Source organism: Klebsiella sp. HMSC16C06, assembly GCF_001808325.1.
GTDB lineage: Bacteria > Pseudomonadota > Gammaproteobacteria > Enterobacterales > Enterobacteriaceae > Klebsiella > Klebsiella variicola.
This window is the reverse complement of record NZ_KV793012.1, coordinates 1,125-19,591: the sequence shown is the minus strand read 5'-3', so window position 1 is coordinate 19,591 and position 18,467 is coordinate 1,125. Positions and strand designations below refer to the sequence as shown.

15 protein-coding genes are annotated in these 18,467 nt (G+C 60.1%); 12 read left to right on the top strand and 3 right to left on the bottom strand.

Annotation, left to right across the window (positions count from 1 at the left end; translation table 11 throughout):
* The first annotated feature begins 127 nt into the window (after nt 1–127).
* The 7 genes from HMPREF3142_RS18945 to HMPREF3142_RS18915 all read left to right on the top strand — a co-directional run bounded on the left by HMPREF3142_RS18945 (nt 128) and on the right by HMPREF3142_RS18915 (nt 10,418).
* Nucleotides 128–1,612, top strand: a complete 1,485-nt coding sequence (locus tag HMPREF3142_RS18945; protein ID WP_012968765.1) for an aldehyde dehydrogenase family protein — start codon at nt 128–130, stop codon at nt 1,610–1,612.
* Nucleotides 1,613–2,009: 397 nt separating this feature from the next.
* Nucleotides 2,010–3,092, top strand: a complete 1,083-nt coding sequence (locus HMPREF3142_RS18940) for a YncE family protein (RefSeq protein WP_022065420.1) — start codon at nt 2,010–2,012, stop codon at nt 3,090–3,092.
* 59 nt (nt 3,093–3,151) lie between these two features.
* The gene (locus HMPREF3142_RS18935; RefSeq protein WP_022065421.1) at nt 3,152–5,350 is read left to right on the top strand and encodes a TonB-dependent receptor; all 2,199 of its coding nucleotides are present in this window, start codon (nt 3,152–3,154) and stop codon (nt 5,348–5,350) included.
* Nucleotides 5,351–5,456: 106 nt separating this feature from the next.
* The gene (pheP, locus tag HMPREF3142_RS18930) at nt 5,457–6,833 is read left to right on the top strand and encodes a phenylalanine transporter (RefSeq protein WP_012968762.1); all 1,377 of its coding nucleotides are present in this window, start codon (nt 5,457–5,459) and stop codon (nt 6,831–6,833) included.
* A gap of 187 nt (nt 6,834–7,020) precedes the next feature.
* Nucleotides 7,021–8,226, top strand: coding sequence for an MFS transporter (locus HMPREF3142_RS18925; RefSeq protein WP_012542531.1), 1,206 nt, complete (start codon nt 7,021–7,023; stop codon nt 8,224–8,226).
* A gap of 16 nt (nt 8,227–8,242) precedes the next feature.
* Nucleotides 8,243–9,265 carry a sugar phosphate isomerase/epimerase family protein gene (locus HMPREF3142_RS18920; RefSeq protein WP_032729529.1) on the top strand — a complete coding sequence of 341 codons (1,023 nt, stop codon included), beginning with the start codon at nt 8,243–8,245 and terminating at the stop codon, nt 9,263–9,265.
* A 1-nt stretch (nt 9,266) separates the two neighbouring features.
* On the top strand, nt 9,267–10,418 hold the full coding sequence (locus tag HMPREF3142_RS18915; RefSeq protein WP_049009045.1) for a Gfo/Idh/MocA family protein: 1,152 nt from the start codon (nt 9,267–9,269) through the stop codon (nt 10,416–10,418).
* 19 nt (nt 10,419–10,437) lie between these two features.
* On the opposite strand, the gene HMPREF3142_RS18910 is transcribed toward HMPREF3142_RS18915, so the two are convergent.
* On the bottom strand, nt 10,438–10,854 hold the full coding sequence (locus tag HMPREF3142_RS18910) for an Exc2 family lipoprotein (RefSeq protein ID WP_070612315.1): 417 nt from the start codon (nt 10,852–10,854) through the stop codon (nt 10,438–10,440).
* A 232-nt stretch (nt 10,855–11,086) separates the two neighbouring features.
* Here HMPREF3142_RS18910 and HMPREF3142_RS18905 point away from each other — a divergent pair, with 232 nt between their 5' ends.
* Nucleotides 11,087–12,067 (top strand): LacI family DNA-binding transcriptional regulator, encoded by a 981-nt coding sequence (locus HMPREF3142_RS18905; RefSeq protein ID WP_012968759.1) that lies wholly within the window; start codon nt 11,087–11,089, stop codon nt 12,065–12,067.
* A 3-nt stretch (nt 12,068–12,070) separates the two neighbouring features.
* On the opposite strand, the gene HMPREF3142_RS18900 is transcribed toward HMPREF3142_RS18905, so the two are convergent.
* Nucleotides 12,071–13,315 (bottom strand): mechanosensitive ion channel family protein, encoded by a 1,245-nt coding sequence (locus tag HMPREF3142_RS18900; protein WP_004202471.1) that lies wholly within the window; start codon nt 13,313–13,315, stop codon nt 12,071–12,073.
* A 70-nt stretch (nt 13,316–13,385) separates the two neighbouring features.
* Nucleotides 13,386–14,813, bottom strand: a complete 1,428-nt coding sequence (locus tag HMPREF3142_RS18895; RefSeq protein WP_032732656.1) for an MFS transporter — start codon at nt 14,811–14,813, stop codon at nt 13,386–13,388.
* A gap of 108 nt (nt 14,814–14,921) precedes the next feature.
* On the opposite strand from HMPREF3142_RS18895, the gene HMPREF3142_RS18890 reads away from it, so the two are divergent.
* From HMPREF3142_RS18890 to HMPREF3142_RS18875, 4 genes are all read left to right on the top strand, one after another.
* Nucleotides 14,922–15,788: a helix-turn-helix transcriptional regulator gene (locus tag HMPREF3142_RS18890; protein WP_070612313.1), complete on the top strand. Its 867-nt coding sequence runs from the start codon at nt 14,922–14,924 to the stop codon at nt 15,786–15,788.
* A 678-nt stretch (nt 15,789–16,466) separates the two neighbouring features.
* Nucleotides 16,467–17,510 carry a DUF2157 domain-containing protein gene (locus tag HMPREF3142_RS18885; protein ID WP_070612312.1) on the top strand — a complete coding sequence of 348 codons (1,044 nt, stop codon included), beginning with the start codon at nt 16,467–16,469 and terminating at the stop codon, nt 17,508–17,510.
* 184 nt (nt 17,511–17,694) lie between these two features.
* Entirely contained in the window at nt 17,695–18,012 is a 318-nt protein-coding gene (locus HMPREF3142_RS18880; RefSeq protein ID WP_023322191.1) for a type II toxin-antitoxin system RelE/ParE family toxin, read from the top strand.
* Nucleotides 18,005–18,292 (top strand): helix-turn-helix domain-containing protein, encoded by a 288-nt coding sequence (locus HMPREF3142_RS18875; RefSeq protein ID WP_012542525.1) that lies wholly within the window; start codon nt 18,005–18,007, stop codon nt 18,290–18,292. The genes HMPREF3142_RS18880 and HMPREF3142_RS18875 overlap by 8 nt, the downstream gene beginning before the upstream one ends.
* The last annotated feature ends 175 nt before the right edge of the window (nt 18,293–18,467 follow it).

Genomic DNA, 18,467 nt, shown 5'->3' with positions numbered 1-18,467 from the left:
TCCTCATCACAGCACGCCATGCGGGCGTTGAATATCGTCCGGAAGAATGACGTTCTTTAGAACGATGGGCGGCGCAGAGCAACCGTGCTGTGATAGGCCAACTTTGCTAAAAAAACGGGTGCTGACGATGAGCGAGATAACCTTACTGGCGGAAGTGACCGCCTTTTTACGCCAGCCACACGGGCAGTTTATTGCCGGTCAACGTGAGGCGGGCCACGGCGCGCCGTTCGCGGTGGTTAACCCGGCCACCGGTCAGGCAATTGCTGAGGTGACGGCAGCGGATGTGGATCAGGCGGATCGCGTCATGGAGAGCGCCCGCCAGGCGTTCAGTCAGTGGCGTGAGATGCCGACGCTGGCGCGCGGTACGCTGCTGTTGAAGCTGGCGGATGCCCTGGCTGAGCATCGCGAAGCGCTGGCGCAGCTGGAAAGTCTCTGCTCCGGCAAGACCATCATGCTGGCGCGGATGTTGGAGCTGGATCAATCGGTGGCGTTTTTGCGCTACTTCGCCGGCTGGGCGGGGAAAGTCACCGGCGAAACGCTGGATGTCTCGCTCCCCTCCATGAACGGTGAGAAATATACCGCCTTCACCCGCCGCCAGCCGCTGGGGGTGGTGGTCGGCATCGTGCCGTGGAACTTCTCCATCATGATTGCCATCTGGAAGCTGGCGGCGGCCCTGGTCTGCGGCTGCACCATCGTCCTCAAACCGAGCGAGTATACGCCGCTGACGCTGCTGCGCGTGGCGGAGCTGGCGAAAGCGGTGGGTATCCCGGATGGGGTGATTAACGTGGTCAACGGCACCGGCGGCGAGATTGCCCAGCGGCTGATGACGCATCCGGCCTGCGCCAAGGTGAGCTTCACCGGCTCGGTGGCCACCGGTGAAAAAGTCCAGCAGTCGGCCTGCGCGTCAGGTAAACGGGTGACCCTTGAACTGGGGGGCAAAAACGCCGCGCTGTTCCTCGATGACCTGACGCCGGAGGCGATGGTCAACGGCATTATTGAAGCCGGCTACCTGAACCAGGGGCAGATTTGCGCCGCTGCGGAGCGTTTTTATCTGCCGCAGGGCAAACTGGATGCAGTGCTGGCGCTGCTGAAAGACAAGCTCAGCGCCTTCGCGCCGGGATCGCCGCTGGATGAACAGACGCTGATGGGGCCGCTGGCCAACCGCCAGCAGTACGAGAAAGTGCTCAAACTGATCCAGACCGCGCGCGACGAGGGGGATACCATCGTCTGCGGCGGCGAAGCGCTGCCGGGAGAGGGGTATTTCCTGCAGCCGACTGCGGTCAAAGTCCGCAGCGAAGAGAGCACCCTGATGCGCGAGGAGACCTTCGGTCCGGTATGCAGCTTTATCGGCTATCGCAGTGAAGAAGAGGCGCTGGCGCGGATCAATGCGTCGCCATATGGCCTGGCGGCCAGCGTCTGGTCCGATAATATTCGCCAGGCGCTGCGCTACTCGGAGGCGATTGACGCCGGCATCGTGTGGGTCAATATGCATACCTTCCTCGACCCGGCGGTACCGTTCGGCGGCATGAAGGGCTCGGGCATCGGACGCGAATTCGGCAGCGCGTTTATCGATGATTATACGGAGCTGAAGTCGGTGATGGTGCGCTATTAACCGCCGCTCAGCGACATAGCGCAGGCATTTGTCGTTTTGCGCCAGATGGGCGACACATCCTGCGCCTTCTGGCCCTGAAACCGGGAGGGGGCACTGCCTCGCTTCCGGGACTCTTTTTCCCTTCGCGGATCCTTTCTTCCCCTCGTTATCCGCCATTGCCGTAAAAAAAATCAGCAGATTATCTTTTTTGCCCGCCAGGACTTGTTTGATATTAGATAATGAGTATAGTTCTCATTCTCTTTTTCATTCGTAATTTTGGCAAGGTTCGAGCTGCGCCAGTGAGTCGTTCACTAAGAGTCGCGAAGGCGTAGGGTGACGTAAAGACAGCAGGCTGGAAACAGACAATATCGGTCGCTGCGCGTCCATCGGGTCATTGATTTTTTATAGGGTTGATCCAATGAAATACACACTTCCGACGTTGACGCTGGCCATCAGCGCGGCGTTAAGCGGCTGCGCGACGCCTCATTCCTCTGCCGTTTCCCAACCGGTTGTCGACTCGCCAGCCCCTAACGTGGCGCAACCGCTGCAGCGCCAGCTAGCGGAAGGGCTGTACGAGATGGCGTTAAGCCCGCAGGGTGATGCGCTGTACGTCGCCAGCGCCGAAGGCTTTAAAAATGTGCAGGGCGGGGCGGTCTACACACTGGATCCACACACCCTCAATACCATCGGCCTGACGCACACCGATCTGAAAAACTTCGCTTTACAGCTCTCTGCGGAGGGTAAAACGCTGTATGTCAGCAATTCGCTGGACGGCGGCATCAGCGCTATCGACACCGCCACCGGCAAGGTAAAAAACCGCCTGCTGTTCAGCGAGCGCAATGAAAAAGGTCGCCCTTATGGGGCCCGCCAGCTGCTGTTGCTGAACAATACTCTCTACGTTGGTGCGGTCGCCGACCCGGCGCAAATCTGGGTGGTTGACGCCACCACTCTGAAGCTGAAAACACGGATTAAAAATACCGGTAAATGGATGACCGGCCTGCACTACTCCGCACAAACCGGTCGCGTGTACGCCGCTAACGGCAGCGGTGAAATTCTGGTGATCAACCCACATAACCAGCGCATTGAACAGCGCTGGAAGCCGCTGGGCGACAAGCCAGCGCTGCTGCTTAATATGGCCGAAGATAGCGACACCGGCCGCCTGTTTGTGACTGATAACTCGAAAGCGAAAACCACTCTGGTGCTGGATATCCACAGCGGCAAGCTGCTTAAACAGCTCGACGTCGGCGATTCGCTGGCAGTGCAGTTCAATAAGAAACGCCACGAAATTTATATTTCGCAGCGTGAATCCGGCAAGGTTATCAGCCTTGACGCCAGCCGCTACACGCTGAAGAAAAGCTGGGCGCTGCCGGCCAATCCCAACAGCCTGCTGCTTTCCGCCGATGGTCAGACGCTATTTGTCACCGTCAAACAGCCCTTCAATAAAGACCACTCCACAAAAGGCCCGGACAGCGTCGTACGCATTGACCTGAACGCGCAATAAAAATAACGGGTCCGGCGACGGGCCCTTTGATTCATTTATCCTCATCCATGGGGCAAATTATGCACACCACGCACTATTCATCCTTCCCGCTGCGTAAAACGCTGCTGGCCTTAGCCATCGGCGCTGCCAGTCAAACGGCGATGGCCGCGGACGCTGCCGCCGCGAAGCAACCTGGCGAAGAGACCCTCATCGTCGAGGCTAACGAAACCAGCGATTTTAAATCCGGCGGCGACCTGGTGGTTCCGGCATTCCTCGACGGGCAGATCGCTCACGGCGGCCGTCTGGGGATGCTTGGCGAACAAAAGGCGATGGACGTTCCTTTTAACGTTATCGGCTATACCTCGAAGCTGATTCAGGATCAGCAGGCGAAAACCATCGCCGATGTCGTCAGTAACGACGCTGGCGTGCAGGCCGTACAGGGCTACGGCAACTTCGCCGAGACCTATCGAATCCGCGGGTTTAAGCTCGATGGCGATGACATGACCATGGGCGGCCTGGCGGGCGTGGTGCCGCGTCAGGTGATGGACACCCAGATGCTGGAGCGCGTTGAAATTTTCAAAGGAGCTAACAGCCTGCTTAACGGTGCGGCCAGCAGCGGCGTCGGCGGGATGATTAACCTTGAGCCGAAACGGGCGGAAGATCTGCCGACCGCGCGCGTTGGCGTCGACTATACCTCTGATTCTCAGGTGGGCGGCACCCTCGACCTGGGACGCCGTTTCGGCGACAACAACCAGTTCGGCGCCCGGGTCAACCTGGTGCATCGCGAGGGTGAAGGCGCTATCGATAATGATAAACGTCGTACTACGCTGGCTTCGCTGGGGCTTGATTACCGCGGCGACCGTTTCCGCTCCTCGCTCGATTTCGGCTACCAGAAGAAAACGTTCCACGGCGGTACGATGGGCGTCAATATCAGCGGCGTGGATTTCGTTCCGGCGCTGCCGGACAACAGCAAAAACTACAGCCAGAAGTGGGGCTATAGCGATATCGAAAGCGAATTCGGCATGGCGAAGGCAGAATATGACCTGACCGATAGCTGGACGGTATACAGCGCCCTCGGCGGCCAGCATTCGCATGAAATTGGCACCTACAGCGCGCCGAAGCTTCTGAATAAAAACGGCGATGCGACGGTGGGCCGCCTGGATACTAACCGCATTATCGACGCGATCAGCGGCATGGGCGGGGTACGCGGCGATTTCAATACCGGCGCGATTTCGCATAAGGTGAACCTCGGCTATGCGGCGCAGGTGCATACCGATGCTACCGCCTGGCGGATGTCGGCGAAGAATCCGACCACCAATATCTATGACAACCGTGATGTGGCGATGCCGGATAACGCCTATTTTGGCGGCAACTACCACGATCCGCTGGTCACCTCGCGCAGCCGTACGCAGGGCTGGCTGCTGAGTGATACCCTCGGCTTCTTTAACGATAAAGTGCTGTTTACCGCCGCCGCTCGTCATCAGAAAGTGGTTGTGCGCAACTACAGCAACGCCACCGGGCTGGAAGATACTTCTTCGCGTTATACCCAAAGCCGCTGGATGCCGACGTTTGGCCTGGTGTACAAGCCGTGGGAGCAGCTGTCGCTGTATGCTAACCATACCGAAGCGCTGCAGCCGGGCTCTGTGGCGCCGACGACGGCGGCCAATGCCGGGCAGAGTACCGGGATCGCGCACTCGAAGCAGGACGAAGTGGGCGTCAAGATCGACTACGGAACGATCGGCGGATCGCTGGCGCTGTTTGAAATCAAAAAACCGAACGCTATTTCCGATACCGCTGGCAATTACGGCCTCGACGGCGAGCAGCGTAACCGCGGCGTAGAGATGAACGTCTTCGGCGAGCCGATGCTGGGGCTGCGTCTTAACGCCAGTACGGTGTGGCTGGATGCCAAACAAACTAAAACCGCTAAAGGCGCAACCGACGGTAAAGATGCCATCGGGGTGGCTAACTTCTACGCAGTGCTCGGCGCCGAGTATGATATCAAGCCGGTGGAAGGCCTGACCGCCACCGCGCGCGTCAATCATAGCGGGTCGCAGTATGCCGATGCGGCCAATACCAAGAAGCTGGATAGCTACACCACCCTGGATTTAGGCCTGCGCTATCGTATGCGCCTGAACGCCGACCAGAACGAAATGACCTGGCGCGTCGGGGTGACCAACGTGACCAACGAGAAGTACTGGTCTGGCATTGACGATACCGGTACCTATCTGTTCGAAGGCGATCCGCGTACCGTGCGCGTCTCAATGAGCTACGACTTCTGACGCTAAAAAAGCGGGGCGGGCGGCTGACGCTCGCCCCGCGCAACTTGCGACAATTCCCCCTAAGTGATAAAAGGTGCCCCTTCACAAAAACACACAGGGGAACGACGTGAAAGACGCGTCAACGTCGTCGGATGCCGTAGAAGAGAGCGGCCCGACGCTTCATCGCGGTTTACAGAACCGACACATTCAACTTATCGCCCTTGGCGGCGCGATTGGTACCGGCCTGTTTCTTGGCATTGGTCCTGCGATTCAAATGGCTGGCCCGGCGGTCTTATTGGGCTACGCCGTGGCCGGGATTGTCGCTTTTCTGATCATGCGCCAGCTGGGCGAGATGGTGGTGGAAGAGCCAGTATCCGGCTCCTTTGCCCACTTTGCCTACAAATACTGGGGCCCGTTCGCTGGTTTCCTGTCCGGCTGGAACTACTGGGTGATGTTCGTGCTGGTGGGAATGGCGGAGCTGACCGCCGCCGGGATCTACATGCAGTACTGGCTCCCCGACGTGCCCACCTGGGTTTGGGCGGCGGCCTTCTTCCTCATTATTAACGCCGTCAACCTGGTCAACGTCCGTCTGTATGGCGAAGCGGAGTTCTGGTTCGCACTGATTAAGGTGCTGGCGATTATCGGCATGATTGCCTTTGGCCTGTGGATGCTGTTTGGCGGCCACGGCGGCAGCAAAGCCGGGTTCGACAACCTGTGGAAACACGGCGGCTTCCTCGCCACCGGCTGGCACGGTCTTATTCTGTCGCTGGCGGTGATTATGTTCTCCTTCGGCGGGCTGGAGCTTATCGGCATCACCGCCGCCGAAGCGCAAAACCCGGAAAAGAGCATCCCGAAAGCGGTCAACCAGGTGGTTTATCGTATCCTGCTGTTCTATATCGGTTCACTGGTGGTGCTGCTGGCGCTCTACCCGTGGGTGGAGATCAAATCCGACAGCAGCCCGTTTGTGATGATTTTCCATCATCTCGACAGCAACATGGTGGCCTCCGCGCTGAACTTCGTCATTCTGGTGGCCTCGCTGTCGGTCTATAACAGCGGTGTGTACTCCAACAGCCGGATGCTGTTCGGCCTGTCGGTGCAGGGCAATGCGCCGACGTTCCTCGCCCGCGTCAGCAAACGCGGCGTGCCGGTGAATTCGCTGCTGCTGTCAGGCGTCATTACCTCGCTGGTGGTGGTGCTGAACTACCTGCTGCCGCATGAAGCGCTGGGGCTGCTGATGGCCCTGGTGGTGGCGACGCTGCTCCTGAACTGGATCATGATCTGTATGGCGCACCTGAAGTTCCGTGCCGCCCAGCGCCGCAAAGGGCGTGAATCGAAGTTCAAAGCGCTGCTGGCGCCCGCCAGCAACTACTTCTGCATTGCTTTCCTTGGGTTGATTCTGGTGCTGATGTGCACTATCGACGGCATGCGCCTGTCGGCAATCCTGCTGCCGGTGTGGATCCTGTTCCTGTTTATCGCCTTCAAACTGCTGCGCCGCCCGGCGTAAGCGAGACGTCCCGCCGTCCGGCGGGGCTGCCTGCCTTTTTATTGTGATCCTCTTCGCAGGTGGGGAATTTGCCTGACGATCTTCTTTTTGTAATCGATTACTTTTGTGTTGAGCGATTTTGTAATCGATTACTTTTCTGAGGGCGAGCAACATGGTCACAACAACAGAAGGTCGGGAAAGTGTCCGCGTGAGCCACCGTTTTCTGGTGCCGCGGTTGTCGTTAATGATGTTTATGCAGTTCTTTATCTGGGGCAGCTGGTCGGTGACCCTGGGGCTGGTGATGACCCGCTATGAGATGTCACTGCTGATCGGCGATGCGTTCTCCGCCGGGCCGATCGCCTCCATTCTGTCCCCCTTTGTGCTGGGGATGCTGGTGGACCGCTTTTTCGCCTCGCAGAAGGTGATGGCGGTGATGCACCTGGCCGGGGCGGCGATCCTGTGGTTTGTCCCCCAGGCGCTGGTGGCGCAGAACGGCGCCCTGCTGATTGGCCTGCTGTTCGGCTATACGCTGTGCTATATGCCGACCCTGGCGCTGACCAACAATATTGCGTTCCACAGCCTGGCCAATATCGATAAAACCTTCCCGGTGGTCCGCGTGTTCGGCACCATCGGCTGGATTATCGCCGGGATCTGCATCGGGGTGACCGGCATCTCTGATACCACCGGCATCTTCACCGTGGCGGCGCTCTGTTCGGTGGCGCTGGCGATCTACAGCCTGACGCTGCCCCATACCCCGGCGCCGGCCAAAGGCATGCCGGTGCAGTTTCGCGATCTGCTGTGCGCGGACGCCTTCGCGCTGCTGAAAACCCGTCACTTCCTGATTTTCTCCCTCTGCGCCACCTTAATTTCCGTGCCGTTAGGCACCTATTACGCCTATACCGCGTCGTATCTGGCGGATGCCGGCGTCAAGGATGTCAGCACCGCGATGTCGTTCGGCCAGATGTCAGAGATCGTCTTTATGCTGGTGATCCCGCTGCTGTTCCGTCGCCTCGGGGTGAAATATATGCTGCTCATCGGCATGGTGGCGTGGTTTGTCCGCTACGCCTTTTTTGCCCTCGGGGTCAGCGAAGAGGGGCGCTTCCTGCTCTATCTGGGCATTTTGCTGCACGGCGTGTGCTATGACTTTTTCTTTGTCGTCGGTTTTATCTACACCGACCGCGTGGCGGGCGAGAAGGTCAAAGGCCAGGCGCAGAGCATGATTGTGATGTTCACCTACGGGATCGGCATGCTGCTGGGCTCGCAGATCTCCGGCGCGCTGTATAACCATCTGGTGGCCGGCCAGAGCGTGCCGCAGGCCTGGGTGACCTTCTGGTGGATCCCGGCGGTGGCCGCCGCGGTTATCGCGCTGATTTTCCTTTTCTCTTTCCAGTACAACGAGAAAGAGCCGCACTAATTTTTCAGGAGGGGGTATGAAAACGATTAAGGGACCGGGCATTTTTCTGGCGCAGTTTATCGGCCCGCAGGCGCCGTTCAACACCCTGGCGGGGATGGCGCAGTGGGCCGCCGGCCTGAGGTACAAGGCATTGCAGATCCCCTGCAACCACCCGGCGATTTTCGATGTCGAGCGGGCGGCGGCGAGCCAGACCTACTGCGACGAGGTCCGCGGCACCCTGGCGGAGCATGGGCTGGTCATCAGCGAGCTGTCCACTCATCTTGAAGGGCAACTGGTGGCGGTGCATCCGGCGTATGACGCGGCGTTTGACGCCTTTGCCCCAGCCGCGTTACATGGCGATCCGCAGGCGCGCCAGCGCTGGGCGGTGGAGAAAGTGCGCCAGGCGGCAGTGGCCTCCGGCCGTCTGGGGCTGAAGGCCCATGCGACCTTTTCCGGGGCGCTGGCATGGCCCTTTTTTTATCCGTGGCCGCCGCACAATCAGCCGCTTCTGGATGAGGCCTTTGCCGAGCTGGCCCGGCGCTGGCGGCCGCTGCTGGACCACTTCGACGAACAGGGCGTCGATGTCTGCTATGAGATCCACCCCGGCGAAGATCTGCACGATGGCGTGACCTTTGAGCGTTTTCTCGCGCTGGTGGATAACCATCCGCGCTGCAATATGCTCTATGACCCGAGCCACCTGCATCTGCAGCAGATGGACTATCTGACCTATATCGATATCTATCACTCGCGTATTAAAGCGTTTCACGTCAAGGACGCCGAATTTCGTCGCAACGGGCGCAATGGCGTCTATGGCGGATACCAGCCCTGGCAGCAGCGGGCCGGGCGTTTCCGCTCTCCTGGCGACGGGCAGATCGACTTCAAAGGGGTGTTCAGTAAGCTGACCGAATATGATTTTGACGGCTGGGCGGTGCTGGAGTGGGAGTGCTGCCTGAAGGACGCCGAGACCGGCGCGCGCGAGGGCAGCGAGTTTATCCGCCGCCATATCATTCCCGTTGCCGGACGGGCCTTCGATGACTTTGCCGCCGGCGGGAGGGAATAACATGATTCAGGTTGCGATAATCGGGGCAGGGTTTATTGGCCCGGCGCATCTGGAGGCGCTGCGGCGGCTGGGAGATGTCGAGGTCGTGGCGCTGTGCGACAGCCGCCTTGAGGCGGCGCAGCGCAAGGCGCGAGCGCTGAACATTGCCCATGCCTACGACAGCGTGGAGGCGCTGCTGGCCCATCCGGGGCTGCAGGTGGTGCATAACTGTACGCCGAACCATCTGCATGCCCAGATTAACCGGCAGATCCTCGCCGCCGGGCTGCACGTCTTCTCGGAAAAGCCGCTGTGTATGACGGCGGAGGAGGCGCGGGAGCTGGTGGCGCTTGCCGCCCGGGCCGGCGTGGTGCATGGCGTCAGCTTCGTCTATCGCCAGTTCGCCATGGTCCAGCAGGCGGCGGCGATGATCCGCCATGGCGATGTTGGCAGGATCTTCGCGGCGCACGGCAGCTATTTACAGGACTGGATGCTGCTGGAGACCGACTACAACTGGCGGGTCGATTCGGCGCAGGGGGGCGCGTCGCGGACGGTGGCCGACATCGGCTCCCACTGGTGCGATACCGTGCAGTTTATGACCGGTCGGCGGATTGTCGAGGTGATGGCGGATCTGTCGATTGTCTGGCCAACGCGTAAAGCGCCGGTCAATGGTAAAGCGACCTTCAGCGCCGTTCACGAGGCGCAGGCATATGAAACCCGGCCTGTCGATACTGAGGACTTTGGCTCGGTGCTGTTGCGTTTTGACGATGGCAGCAAAGGCAGCTTGATGGTCTCCCAGGTGAGCGCCGGGCGGAAAAACCGTCTGGCGGTGGAGATTAACGGCAGCCTCTGTTCTCTGGCCTGGGATCAGGAAGTGCCCCAGCGACTGTGGATCGGCCACCGCGAGCAGCCGGATCGCCTGCTCAGCGACGACCCGAGCCTGCTGCGGCCGGAGGCCGCCGCCAGCGCCCATTATCCCGGCGGCCATATTGAGGGCTGGCCGGATGCCTTCAAGAATATGATGGGGCATTTTTATCAGGCGGTGCGCGCCGGGAAGATGCCGGAGGCCGGGGCCCGGCGCTTCGCCGCTTTCGACGACGGCGCCGATGTGATGTACATCATCGAGGCGATCGTCAAAAGCCATCAGCAGCAGCGCTGGGTCAGCGTCGAACGCTGAGTGCAGGCGGGGCGCAGGATTATTTCACCCCAAGATAGCCGTCGAGATAGGCACCGGAGAGCTCGTTGCCGAACAGGACGGCATCTTTATTTTCCATCGCATTATCCCATTTGTCGCTGGCGTTGCCGGTAAAGGCGTGCTCGGTGCGGGTGCCCTGCGCCGCCTGTTGTTTGATGGCCTCAGCGGTGTGGCGGGCGTCGCTTTCACTCATGCCAGCGGCTTTATCCTGCTGGCCGCGGGCGTACATTGCCGTGAAGGTCGGCAGGTTTAAACGGTAATTTTCCTGGCGGTTGACGGTGAAATTGCCGCCGACAAAATCGGAGCGGTGGGCGACAAACGCGTAAGCGTGGCGTTCCGGTGACGATTTTGACGAGGTGCAGCTGGTGATCGTTGCCAGGGCACAGCTGAGGGCGAGAACTGCGGTGGAGAGCCTCATGGAGATATCATCCTTAATCATAAATGAAGAAATAGGGCGCCAGGGGGCTGTCGCCAGAGCGCGAACCGGGTGGAACGGCAAAAGGATGCGCGTTAACGGCGTGGGAGAGAAGCCCTGATTTTTAATAGTTTTCTCGTGCGTTCCCGCGCTTTCGCGCCAGGCTGGCAGGCTGACCAGAGGTCATTTATGATAGCCTGCAGGATCCACCTCTATCGCAGGAAGTGCAGGGTTTATGTCTATTCAGAAAATTGCACGTCTGGCCGGCGTCTCGGTGGCCACGGTGTCGCGGGTGCTGAACAACAGCGATACGGTAAAAGCCAAAAACCGTGAGCGCGTGCTGCAGGCGATCAAAGAGAGCAACTATCAGCCGAACCTGCTGGCGCGTCAGCTGCGAACCGCTCGCAGCAATATGATCCTGGTGATGGTCTCCAATATCGCTAACCCCTTTTGCGCCGAGGTGGTGAAAGGGATAGAAGAAGAGGCGGAGAAGAATGGCTACCGCATTCTGCTGTGTAACTCCGGGTCGGATCTGGCCCGCTCGACCTCGGGCCTGCAGCTGCTCTCCGGCAAAATGGTCGACGGCATTATTACCATGAACGCGCTCTCCAGCCTGCCGGAACTGACCACCATGATTGGCGATGCGCCCTGGGTGCAGTGCGCGGAGTATGCCGACACCGGCAGCATCTCCTGCGTCGGGATTAACGACGTCGAGGCGGCTCAGGGGGCGGTGTCCCGACTGGCCGATAGCGGCCGCCGCCGCATTGCGCTCATTAATCACGACCTGAGCTATCGCTATGCCCGTCTGCGCGAGCGCGGCTATAAAAGCGTGCTGCACGTGCACGGTCTGGTGTATCAGCAGGTGACTTACGCGCAGGATCTTAGCGCGGCGGCCGGTAAACGGGCGATGGAGCAGCTGCTGTCGCAAGACGAGCAGCCCGACGCGGTGTTTGCCGTTTCGGACTCACTTGCTGCCGGGGCGCTGCGGGCGATTGACCAGGCCGGACTGCGGGTGCCGGAGGATATCGCGGTGATCGGCTTCGACGGCACCGAGCTGGCGGAAGTGGTCTCCCCGCAGCTGACCACCGTCGAACAGCCCTCCCGGGCGATCGGCCGCACGGCGGTGGATCTGTTAATGAAACGCATCGACGATCCCGACGCCGCCGTCGAGCGGGTGATGATGGACTGGCGCGTGATAGCCCGCGCCAGCGCCTGAGGATCAGCGGGAGAAGGCGCCCGCCAGCGCGCGAATGTCGTTGCCGGTGGGCGTTTGATGAATGCGTAAGCCAAACTCCTCCACCACGGCGAAGACATGGTCGAAAATATCCGCCTGGATCCCCTCATATTCCGCCCACACCACGGTGTTGGTGAAGCAGTAGATCTCGATGGGCAACCCGTTGGCATCCGGCGCCAGCTGGCGCACCATCAGGGTCATATCCTGGCGGATGCGTGGATGATGGCGTAAATACTCCTGCAGATAGGCGCGGAAGGTGCCGACATTGGTCATTCGCCGCTCATTGAGAACCGACTGTTCCCCGGCGTACTGCTGGTTCCAGGCGCTAATCTCCTCGTGGCGCGAATCCATATAGGGCTTAAGCAACTTCGCCCGGATCAGGCGCTGCTGCTCCTGTTCATCAAGAAAATGAATGCTGGTGGTGTCGATGTTGAGGCTGCGTTTGATGCGGCGGCCGCCGGAGGCCGACATGCCGCTCCAGTTTTTAAACGAGTCGGAGACCAGCGACCAGGTTGGAATGGTGGTGATGGTGTTGTCCCAGTTGCGTACCTTGACCGTGGTGAGGCCGATATCGATCACCGCGCCGTCGGCGCCGTACTTCGGCATCTCCAGCCAGTCGCCAAGCTTGAGCATATCGTTGGCAGAGAGCTGGATACCGGCCACCAGACCGAGGATCGGATCTTTAAACACCAGCATCAGCACCGCGGCCATCGCGCCGAGCCCGCTAATCAGGATTGCCGGTGACTGGCCTATCAGCAGCGAAATAATCAGGATGCCGATAATAATCGCCGTCACCAGCTTAATCCCCTGGAATATCCCCTTCAGCGGCAGCTGAGAGGCGGCAGGAAATTTCTGCGCCAGCTTTAAGATCACATCCAGCAGCGAGAAGAAGGACAGCATGGCATATATCATCACCCATAGCTGAGCCACGGTGGTTAATATTTCCGCGGCCTCGCTGCCTTTTTGCAGCCACAGCACCGCCTGCACGTTGACGATGATCCCCTGCAGGGTAAAAGCCAGTCGGTGAAAGAGTTTATTCTGCGTGATGATTTGCAGCCACAGATGGCTGCTGGCCAACGCCCGTTTTTCAAAAGCGCGTAGGACCACTTTGTGCAATATCAGATGCACGACGACGGCGGTGAATAAGATAATGCCGAAGATAATCATCAGCGAGCGGGTGGGGGTTATTTCGATACCTAAGGCGGCAATTTGCGATATTAATTCCTGCATAACGTCTCCTGAATATCCAGCGGGTATGATGACCGCTGGATAGCTATTATGCAAATCACCGCCGCCGGTATTACGACGTTACCGTCGCCGGCTGTCGGTTGAGATGATGGCGCAGCCACAGCGCGATGGCCCCCAGCAACAGCATCATGACCACCTCGACCAGCAGAAAATCAATCAGCGCCTGCGGATAGTTCCCGCCGCCGCGGCGGGCCAGCGCGAGGAACAGCGAGCCAAGGATAGCCGGTCCGAGACCGAGGGTCGCCTGCTGCAGGGTGCTGAGGATGGCGCTCCCGGCCCCGGCGTCGCTGGCGCTGATATCGCGCATGCCAATCCGGTAAAAGCTGTTGACGATCAGCGCCTGGCCGTAGCCGATCAGCGCCGTGGCGGGGACCAGCGTCAGGGCGGTGGTAGCGATGCCGAAGCGGGAGAAGGTGGCGCACAGCAGCAGTAGCCCGGCGATCTGCACCGCCAGACCGGTCAGCAGGATCCGCCCCATGCTGTGGCGGGCGATAAGCCGCGGGGCATACAGCGCCGAAATAAAATAGGCCACGCCGAGGGCGATAAAGCTATTGCCGGACTGCCACGGCGCCATCCCCAGCCCCTCCTGCATGGTCAGCGCCATGCAGAACATAAAGCCGGACCAGGCGCTGAAAAACAGCAGGGCGATGGCCATGCCGAAGCGGATGCTGGTCAACTGCAGCAGACGCGGCGGCAGCAGGGGATGGTCGCCGCGCTGCTGCTGGCGCAGGGCGCTCTGACGCATGGCGAACATGAGCGGCAGGACCGCCACCAGCATCAGCTGCAGCCACAGCGGCCAGTGCAGCTCCGGACCGAGGGCCATCGGGAACAGCAAGCAGCAGAGGATCAGCGCGAGGTACAGCGTGCCCAGCCAGTCAATACGCGACGGCGTCTCGCGACGGGTTTCCGGCACATAGCGGCGGCTCAGAGCCAACACCAGCAGGCAGATCGGCACATTAATAAAAAAGGCGTTGCGCCAGCCCAGTCCGGCGATGTCCGCCGATACCAGCCAGCCGCCGCCCATCTGTCCGACAATAAAGGCGATCCCGCCGATGCCGCCATACAGGCTGATAGCCCGGGCGTGGGCGGGGCCTTTGAGGGTCACGTGCAGGGTGGCGAGGATCTGCGGCACAATCAGCGCCGCCCCGGCGCCCTGCAGGGTGCGGGCCGCCAGCAGGGCGCCGATGCTGTTCGCCATCCCGCACAGCAGGGAAGCGATGCCAAAGAGGGCGACGCCCCACATAAACAGGCGCCGGCGGCCATAGTTATCGCCAAGCTTACTGCCCATCGCCAGGCAGACGGCAAAGGCGACGCCGTAAAGCGCGACGATAAGCTCCAGCTGCGTGGCGCTGGCCGCCAGGGTGTGGGTGATGGCGTCCAGCGCCACATTGGTGATCGAGGTATCAATAAGCGGCAGCATCTGGCCGCCCAGCAGCAGCAACAGACCGGCGCGGCCGGGTGAAACAGCAGACGTATTCATGGGATTCTCCATTGCGTCATTCAGCAGACCGACGTAGCATTACCGATAAATTAAACGGGTACCAGTTCCTGTCTATACTGGTACTGGCACTACTATGCTGGAGGGGTGATGACCACGATGCCGCAACGGGAGTTGACGATCGCCGTGCCGGACGATCGACGCAAACAGCTGGGGGCATTTTTGCGCGCCCGCCGCGAAAGCCTCGATCCGCAGCGCCTGGGGTTGCCCCGCGTGGGCCGCCGGCGCACGCCGGGCCTGCGTCGGGAAGAGGTGGCGATGCTCGCCGACGTCGGCGTCACCTGGTACACCTGGCTGGAGCAGGGGCGGGAGGTGAATCCGTCGGAGGCGGGGCTGGTGGGGGTGGCGAATGCCCTGCAGTGCAGTCCGCTGGAGACCCGGCACCTGTTCGTACTGGCCGGGCTGACCCCGCCGGAAGCCACCCAGGTGACGGTGTGCGAAGGCATCAGCCCCGGCACCCGCCGCATGCTGGACAGCCTGATGCCGCAGCCGGCCAGCATTCAGAAACCGAACTTTGATATTGTGGCCTGGAACGACAGCTTCTGCCGCCTGATGGGCATCGATTTCGCCACCCTCCCGGAAGAAGATCGCAACTGTATTTATCTCTATCTGACCCATGAGACCTGGCGCAGCCGGATCGAAAATCGCGATGTGCTGCCGACCTTCGTCTCCTATTTCCGCGCCGCGATGGCCGAGCACCGTGGCGATCCGGCGTGGGAAAACAAGCTGGCGCGCTTTTTCGCCGCCTCGTCGGAGTTTGAAACGCTGTGGCATCAGCGCTACGAGGTGCGCGGTGTGGAAAACCAGATTAAACATTTTAACCACCCGCAGCTCGGGCGATTCAGTCTGCAGCAGATGTACTGGTATTCGGCGCCGCGCAACGGTTCGCGCCTGCTGGTCTATCTGCCGATGGACGAGGCGGGCGAGCAGGCGCTGGCGTGGCTGGACCAACATTAATCACAAGGAATCAGATGGCTGGCAATGTGCCATCTTCGGGTATTCCCGGCCGGCGCTGCTGGACGGTTCCCTTACCCTCCGGGAGAGGGGTAGGGTGAGGGAAAGCCCTGCAGGGAAGTCTTTCATGTTATCTGCGACTTCAGCGCACATTGCGCTCCCGGTTAGTCTTCTGCGTTATGTCTCTCATGGCGCGGGGAGCGCACAGGGGGCGGCCAGTCGCCGCCGCCCCCTGTACCCCCGGGCTCCGGCCAGCAACATCGCCACTGCGTGGTGCCTTCGACTTATCCCTGCAGGCTTCGGGTCGGGCCGAGGCAGCGTCCGTGCAAAACACGGCCCTCAGCCCGCATCCATGCGGGCTGCCCCGGCCTGCCGGGAACGTCTCAGCGATGTTGAGGCCGCAACACCGGCAGTTTCAGCAGCCCTGGTGGGTAACTTCCGGCAGGTCGCACGAACCCCAGGGACCGTAGGCCGGGTCAGGCGTAGCCGCCACCCGGCAATATGACGGGTATCGAGCCTGATATCATGCCCGGCGGCGTTGCGCTTACGCGGGCTTACGGTAAGGGGTAACAATCTGATATATAAATGGTTAAGTAGGCCGGGGAAGGCGACAGCTGCTGCCCGGCAGAAAGGCGAGCACATTAGCGAAAACAGGTTTGTCATCAGTCTCAAGGAATGCCTATGAACGTAACCCGAAAAGAGCAACGCATAATTCAGCGCGCGCTGAACGCCTGGCAGGCCAGCGGGGAGTTAACCCCGTCGGACAGCCAGCGGCTGGCGCAAACGCTGCGCGTCTCCCCCTTCGACTGGCGGCGCCTGAGCCGCTACGCCTTCTGGACCGCGCTGGCCTGCGTGCTGATTGCTCTGGGCAGCCTGTTCGCCGACAGCGAGCTGGTGGCGTGGCTGCTGAGCCTGTTCAGCCACTCGGCGCTGACGCGGATCCTGCTGCCTGCGCTGCTGGCAGTCGTCTGCTACGGCTGGGGCTTTCGCCGCCAGCGACGGGAAACGCAATGGCACTACAGCACCGAGGCGATTTTGTTTCTGGGCGTCGTCTTTACCGCCGTGTCGCTATGGCAGCTTGGCGAACGGCTGGATAACGGCAGCGGCCATATCGCACCGCTGTTTCTGGCCGGATGCGTGATTTACGGCGCCATCGGCTATGTTGCCCGCTCCGGGCTGGTGTGGCTCTTTTTTCTGCTGGCGCTGGGCAACTGGTTCGGCGCGGAAACCGGCTACGTCTCGGGGTGGGGCGCCTACTGGCTGGGCATGAACTACCCGATTCGCTTCGTCCTGTTCGGCGGCGCGCTGCTGGCGCTCTGCTACGGCGCGCAATCCCTGCTTCGCCAGCGGCAGCTGTTTACCGTCAGCAAGGCGATGGGCCTCACGTACCTGTTTATTGCGCTGTGGATCCTGTCGATTTTCGGCAATTACGACGCAGACAGCTGGTACCAGGTGAGCCAGGCGCGACTCCTGCCGTGGGGGCTGCTGTTTGCCGTAGCGGCCGGCGTCTGCATTTTTATCAGCCTGAAAACCGATGACGGAATGCTGCGCGGCTTCGGACTAACCTTCCTGGCGATCAATCTCTATACCCGTTTCTTTGAGTTTTTCTGGAACGGGATGCACAAAGTGCTGTTTTTCCTGATCCTTGCCGTCTCGCTGGCGGTGATTGGCCGCTATGCCGAGCGCATCTGGCACGCCGGCGAAGGGCAGGTGGAGAAAAAATAAGCTCGCGTTGAGAACGCTAACCACTCAGGCCGCGCTCAGTCGCGGCCTTTTTTCGTCCCTGATTCCAGTTTCAGCACATTTTTCTGCGATTGGCTGCAAATGAGCATAGGCTTGCCGGGCATCTCAAAAATTAGCCTTTAAGGCAATTTGCCTTATATGCTAACATCCAGAGGAAGGGAGTCTGATGTTCAGAATAGTTGTGCATGTGGACGTTAAAAAGGAATTGCAGGCGCTTCCGCCCATTGTCCAGGCGAAGATGATCCGGCAAATAGACAAGTTACGCCAAAATCCCACCGCGCTGAGAGAACCTGACAGTAAACCGCTAGGGCAGGGGTTATTTGAAATTCGTGCGTTAGGTTCGGTACAGGGGCGAGGGATCTACGTTTTTCAGCAAGGCAAGACGCTCTTTCTGCTACGGGTTTTTGTCAAGAAAACGCAAAAAACCCCATCATCGGAAATTCGCCTGGCGCTGAAGCGATTAGAGGAGATGCGCAATGAGTAAAAAGATCATTGACTGGGATACGTTAAAAACAGAACTGCTTAGCCAGCCTGAGGTTCAGGCTGCATTCGATGCGCAAGAACGTCAACAGCGATTACGTACTATGCTGGCGCAATGGCGCGAGCAGGCGGGGCTGACCCGAGCCCAGGTGGCGCAGAGGATGGGGGTGAGTGCGCCGACGGTCTCCAGAATGGAAGCCAATATCACCCGCGCCAGTCTGGATACCTTAACGCGATACGCGTTAGCCTGTGGAATAAAGCACCCACAAATTTTACTTTACTAACGCCCTCGGTGGCGATTCACTTACCGGCTCAAATTAACGACAGATCGCACGGACCGTAGGTCGGGTAAGCGAAGCGCCACCCGACAAAACAACGGCGCATCGGGCTACGGTTCCGGGGAACAGTGAATGGGTGCGCTCTGCTGCCCTCACCCCGGCCCTCTCCCACAGGGAGAGG

What these genes read in the sequence shown, in the direction of transcription:
- HMPREF3142_RS18920 (WP_032729529.1), top strand. Translation starts at nt 8,243, where the DNA reads ATGAAAACGATTAAGGGACCGGGCATTTTTCTGGCGCAGTTTATCGGC.
- HMPREF3142_RS18915 (WP_049009045.1), top strand. Translation starts at nt 9,267, where the DNA reads ATGATTCAGGTTGCGATAATCGGGGCAGGGTTTATTGGCCCGGCGCAT.
- HMPREF3142_RS18935 (WP_022065421.1), top strand. Translation starts at nt 3,152, where the DNA reads ATGCACACCACGCACTATTCATCCTTCCCGCTGCGTAAAACGCTGCTG.
- HMPREF3142_RS18905 (WP_012968759.1), top strand. Translation starts at nt 11,087, where the DNA reads ATGTCTATTCAGAAAATTGCACGTCTGGCCGGCGTCTCGGTGGCCACG.
- HMPREF3142_RS18910 (WP_070612315.1), bottom strand. Translation starts at nt 10,854, where the DNA reads ATGAGGCTCTCCACCGCAGTTCTCGCCCTCAGCTGTGCCCTGGCAACG.
- HMPREF3142_RS18890 (WP_070612313.1), top strand. Translation starts at nt 14,922, where the DNA reads ATGACCACGATGCCGCAACGGGAGTTGACGATCGCCGTGCCGGACGAT.
- HMPREF3142_RS18940 (WP_022065420.1), top strand. Translation starts at nt 2,010, where the DNA reads ATGAAATACACACTTCCGACGTTGACGCTGGCCATCAGCGCGGCGTTA.
- HMPREF3142_RS18945 (WP_012968765.1), top strand. Translation starts at nt 128, where the DNA reads ATGAGCGAGATAACCTTACTGGCGGAAGTGACCGCCTTTTTACGCCAG.
- HMPREF3142_RS18875 (WP_012542525.1), top strand. Translation starts at nt 18,005, where the DNA reads ATGAGTAAAAAGATCATTGACTGGGATACGTTAAAAACAGAACTGCTT.
- HMPREF3142_RS18880 (WP_023322191.1), top strand. Translation starts at nt 17,695, where the DNA reads ATGTTCAGAATAGTTGTGCATGTGGACGTTAAAAAGGAATTGCAGGCG.
- HMPREF3142_RS18900 (WP_004202471.1), bottom strand. Translation starts at nt 13,315, where the DNA reads ATGCAGGAATTAATATCGCAAATTGCCGCCTTAGGTATCGAAATAACC.
- HMPREF3142_RS18895 (WP_032732656.1), bottom strand. Translation starts at nt 14,813, where the DNA reads ATGAATACGTCTGCTGTTTCACCCGGCCGCGCCGGTCTGTTGCTGCTG.
- HMPREF3142_RS18885 (WP_070612312.1), top strand. Translation starts at nt 16,467, where the DNA reads ATGAACGTAACCCGAAAAGAGCAACGCATAATTCAGCGCGCGCTGAAC.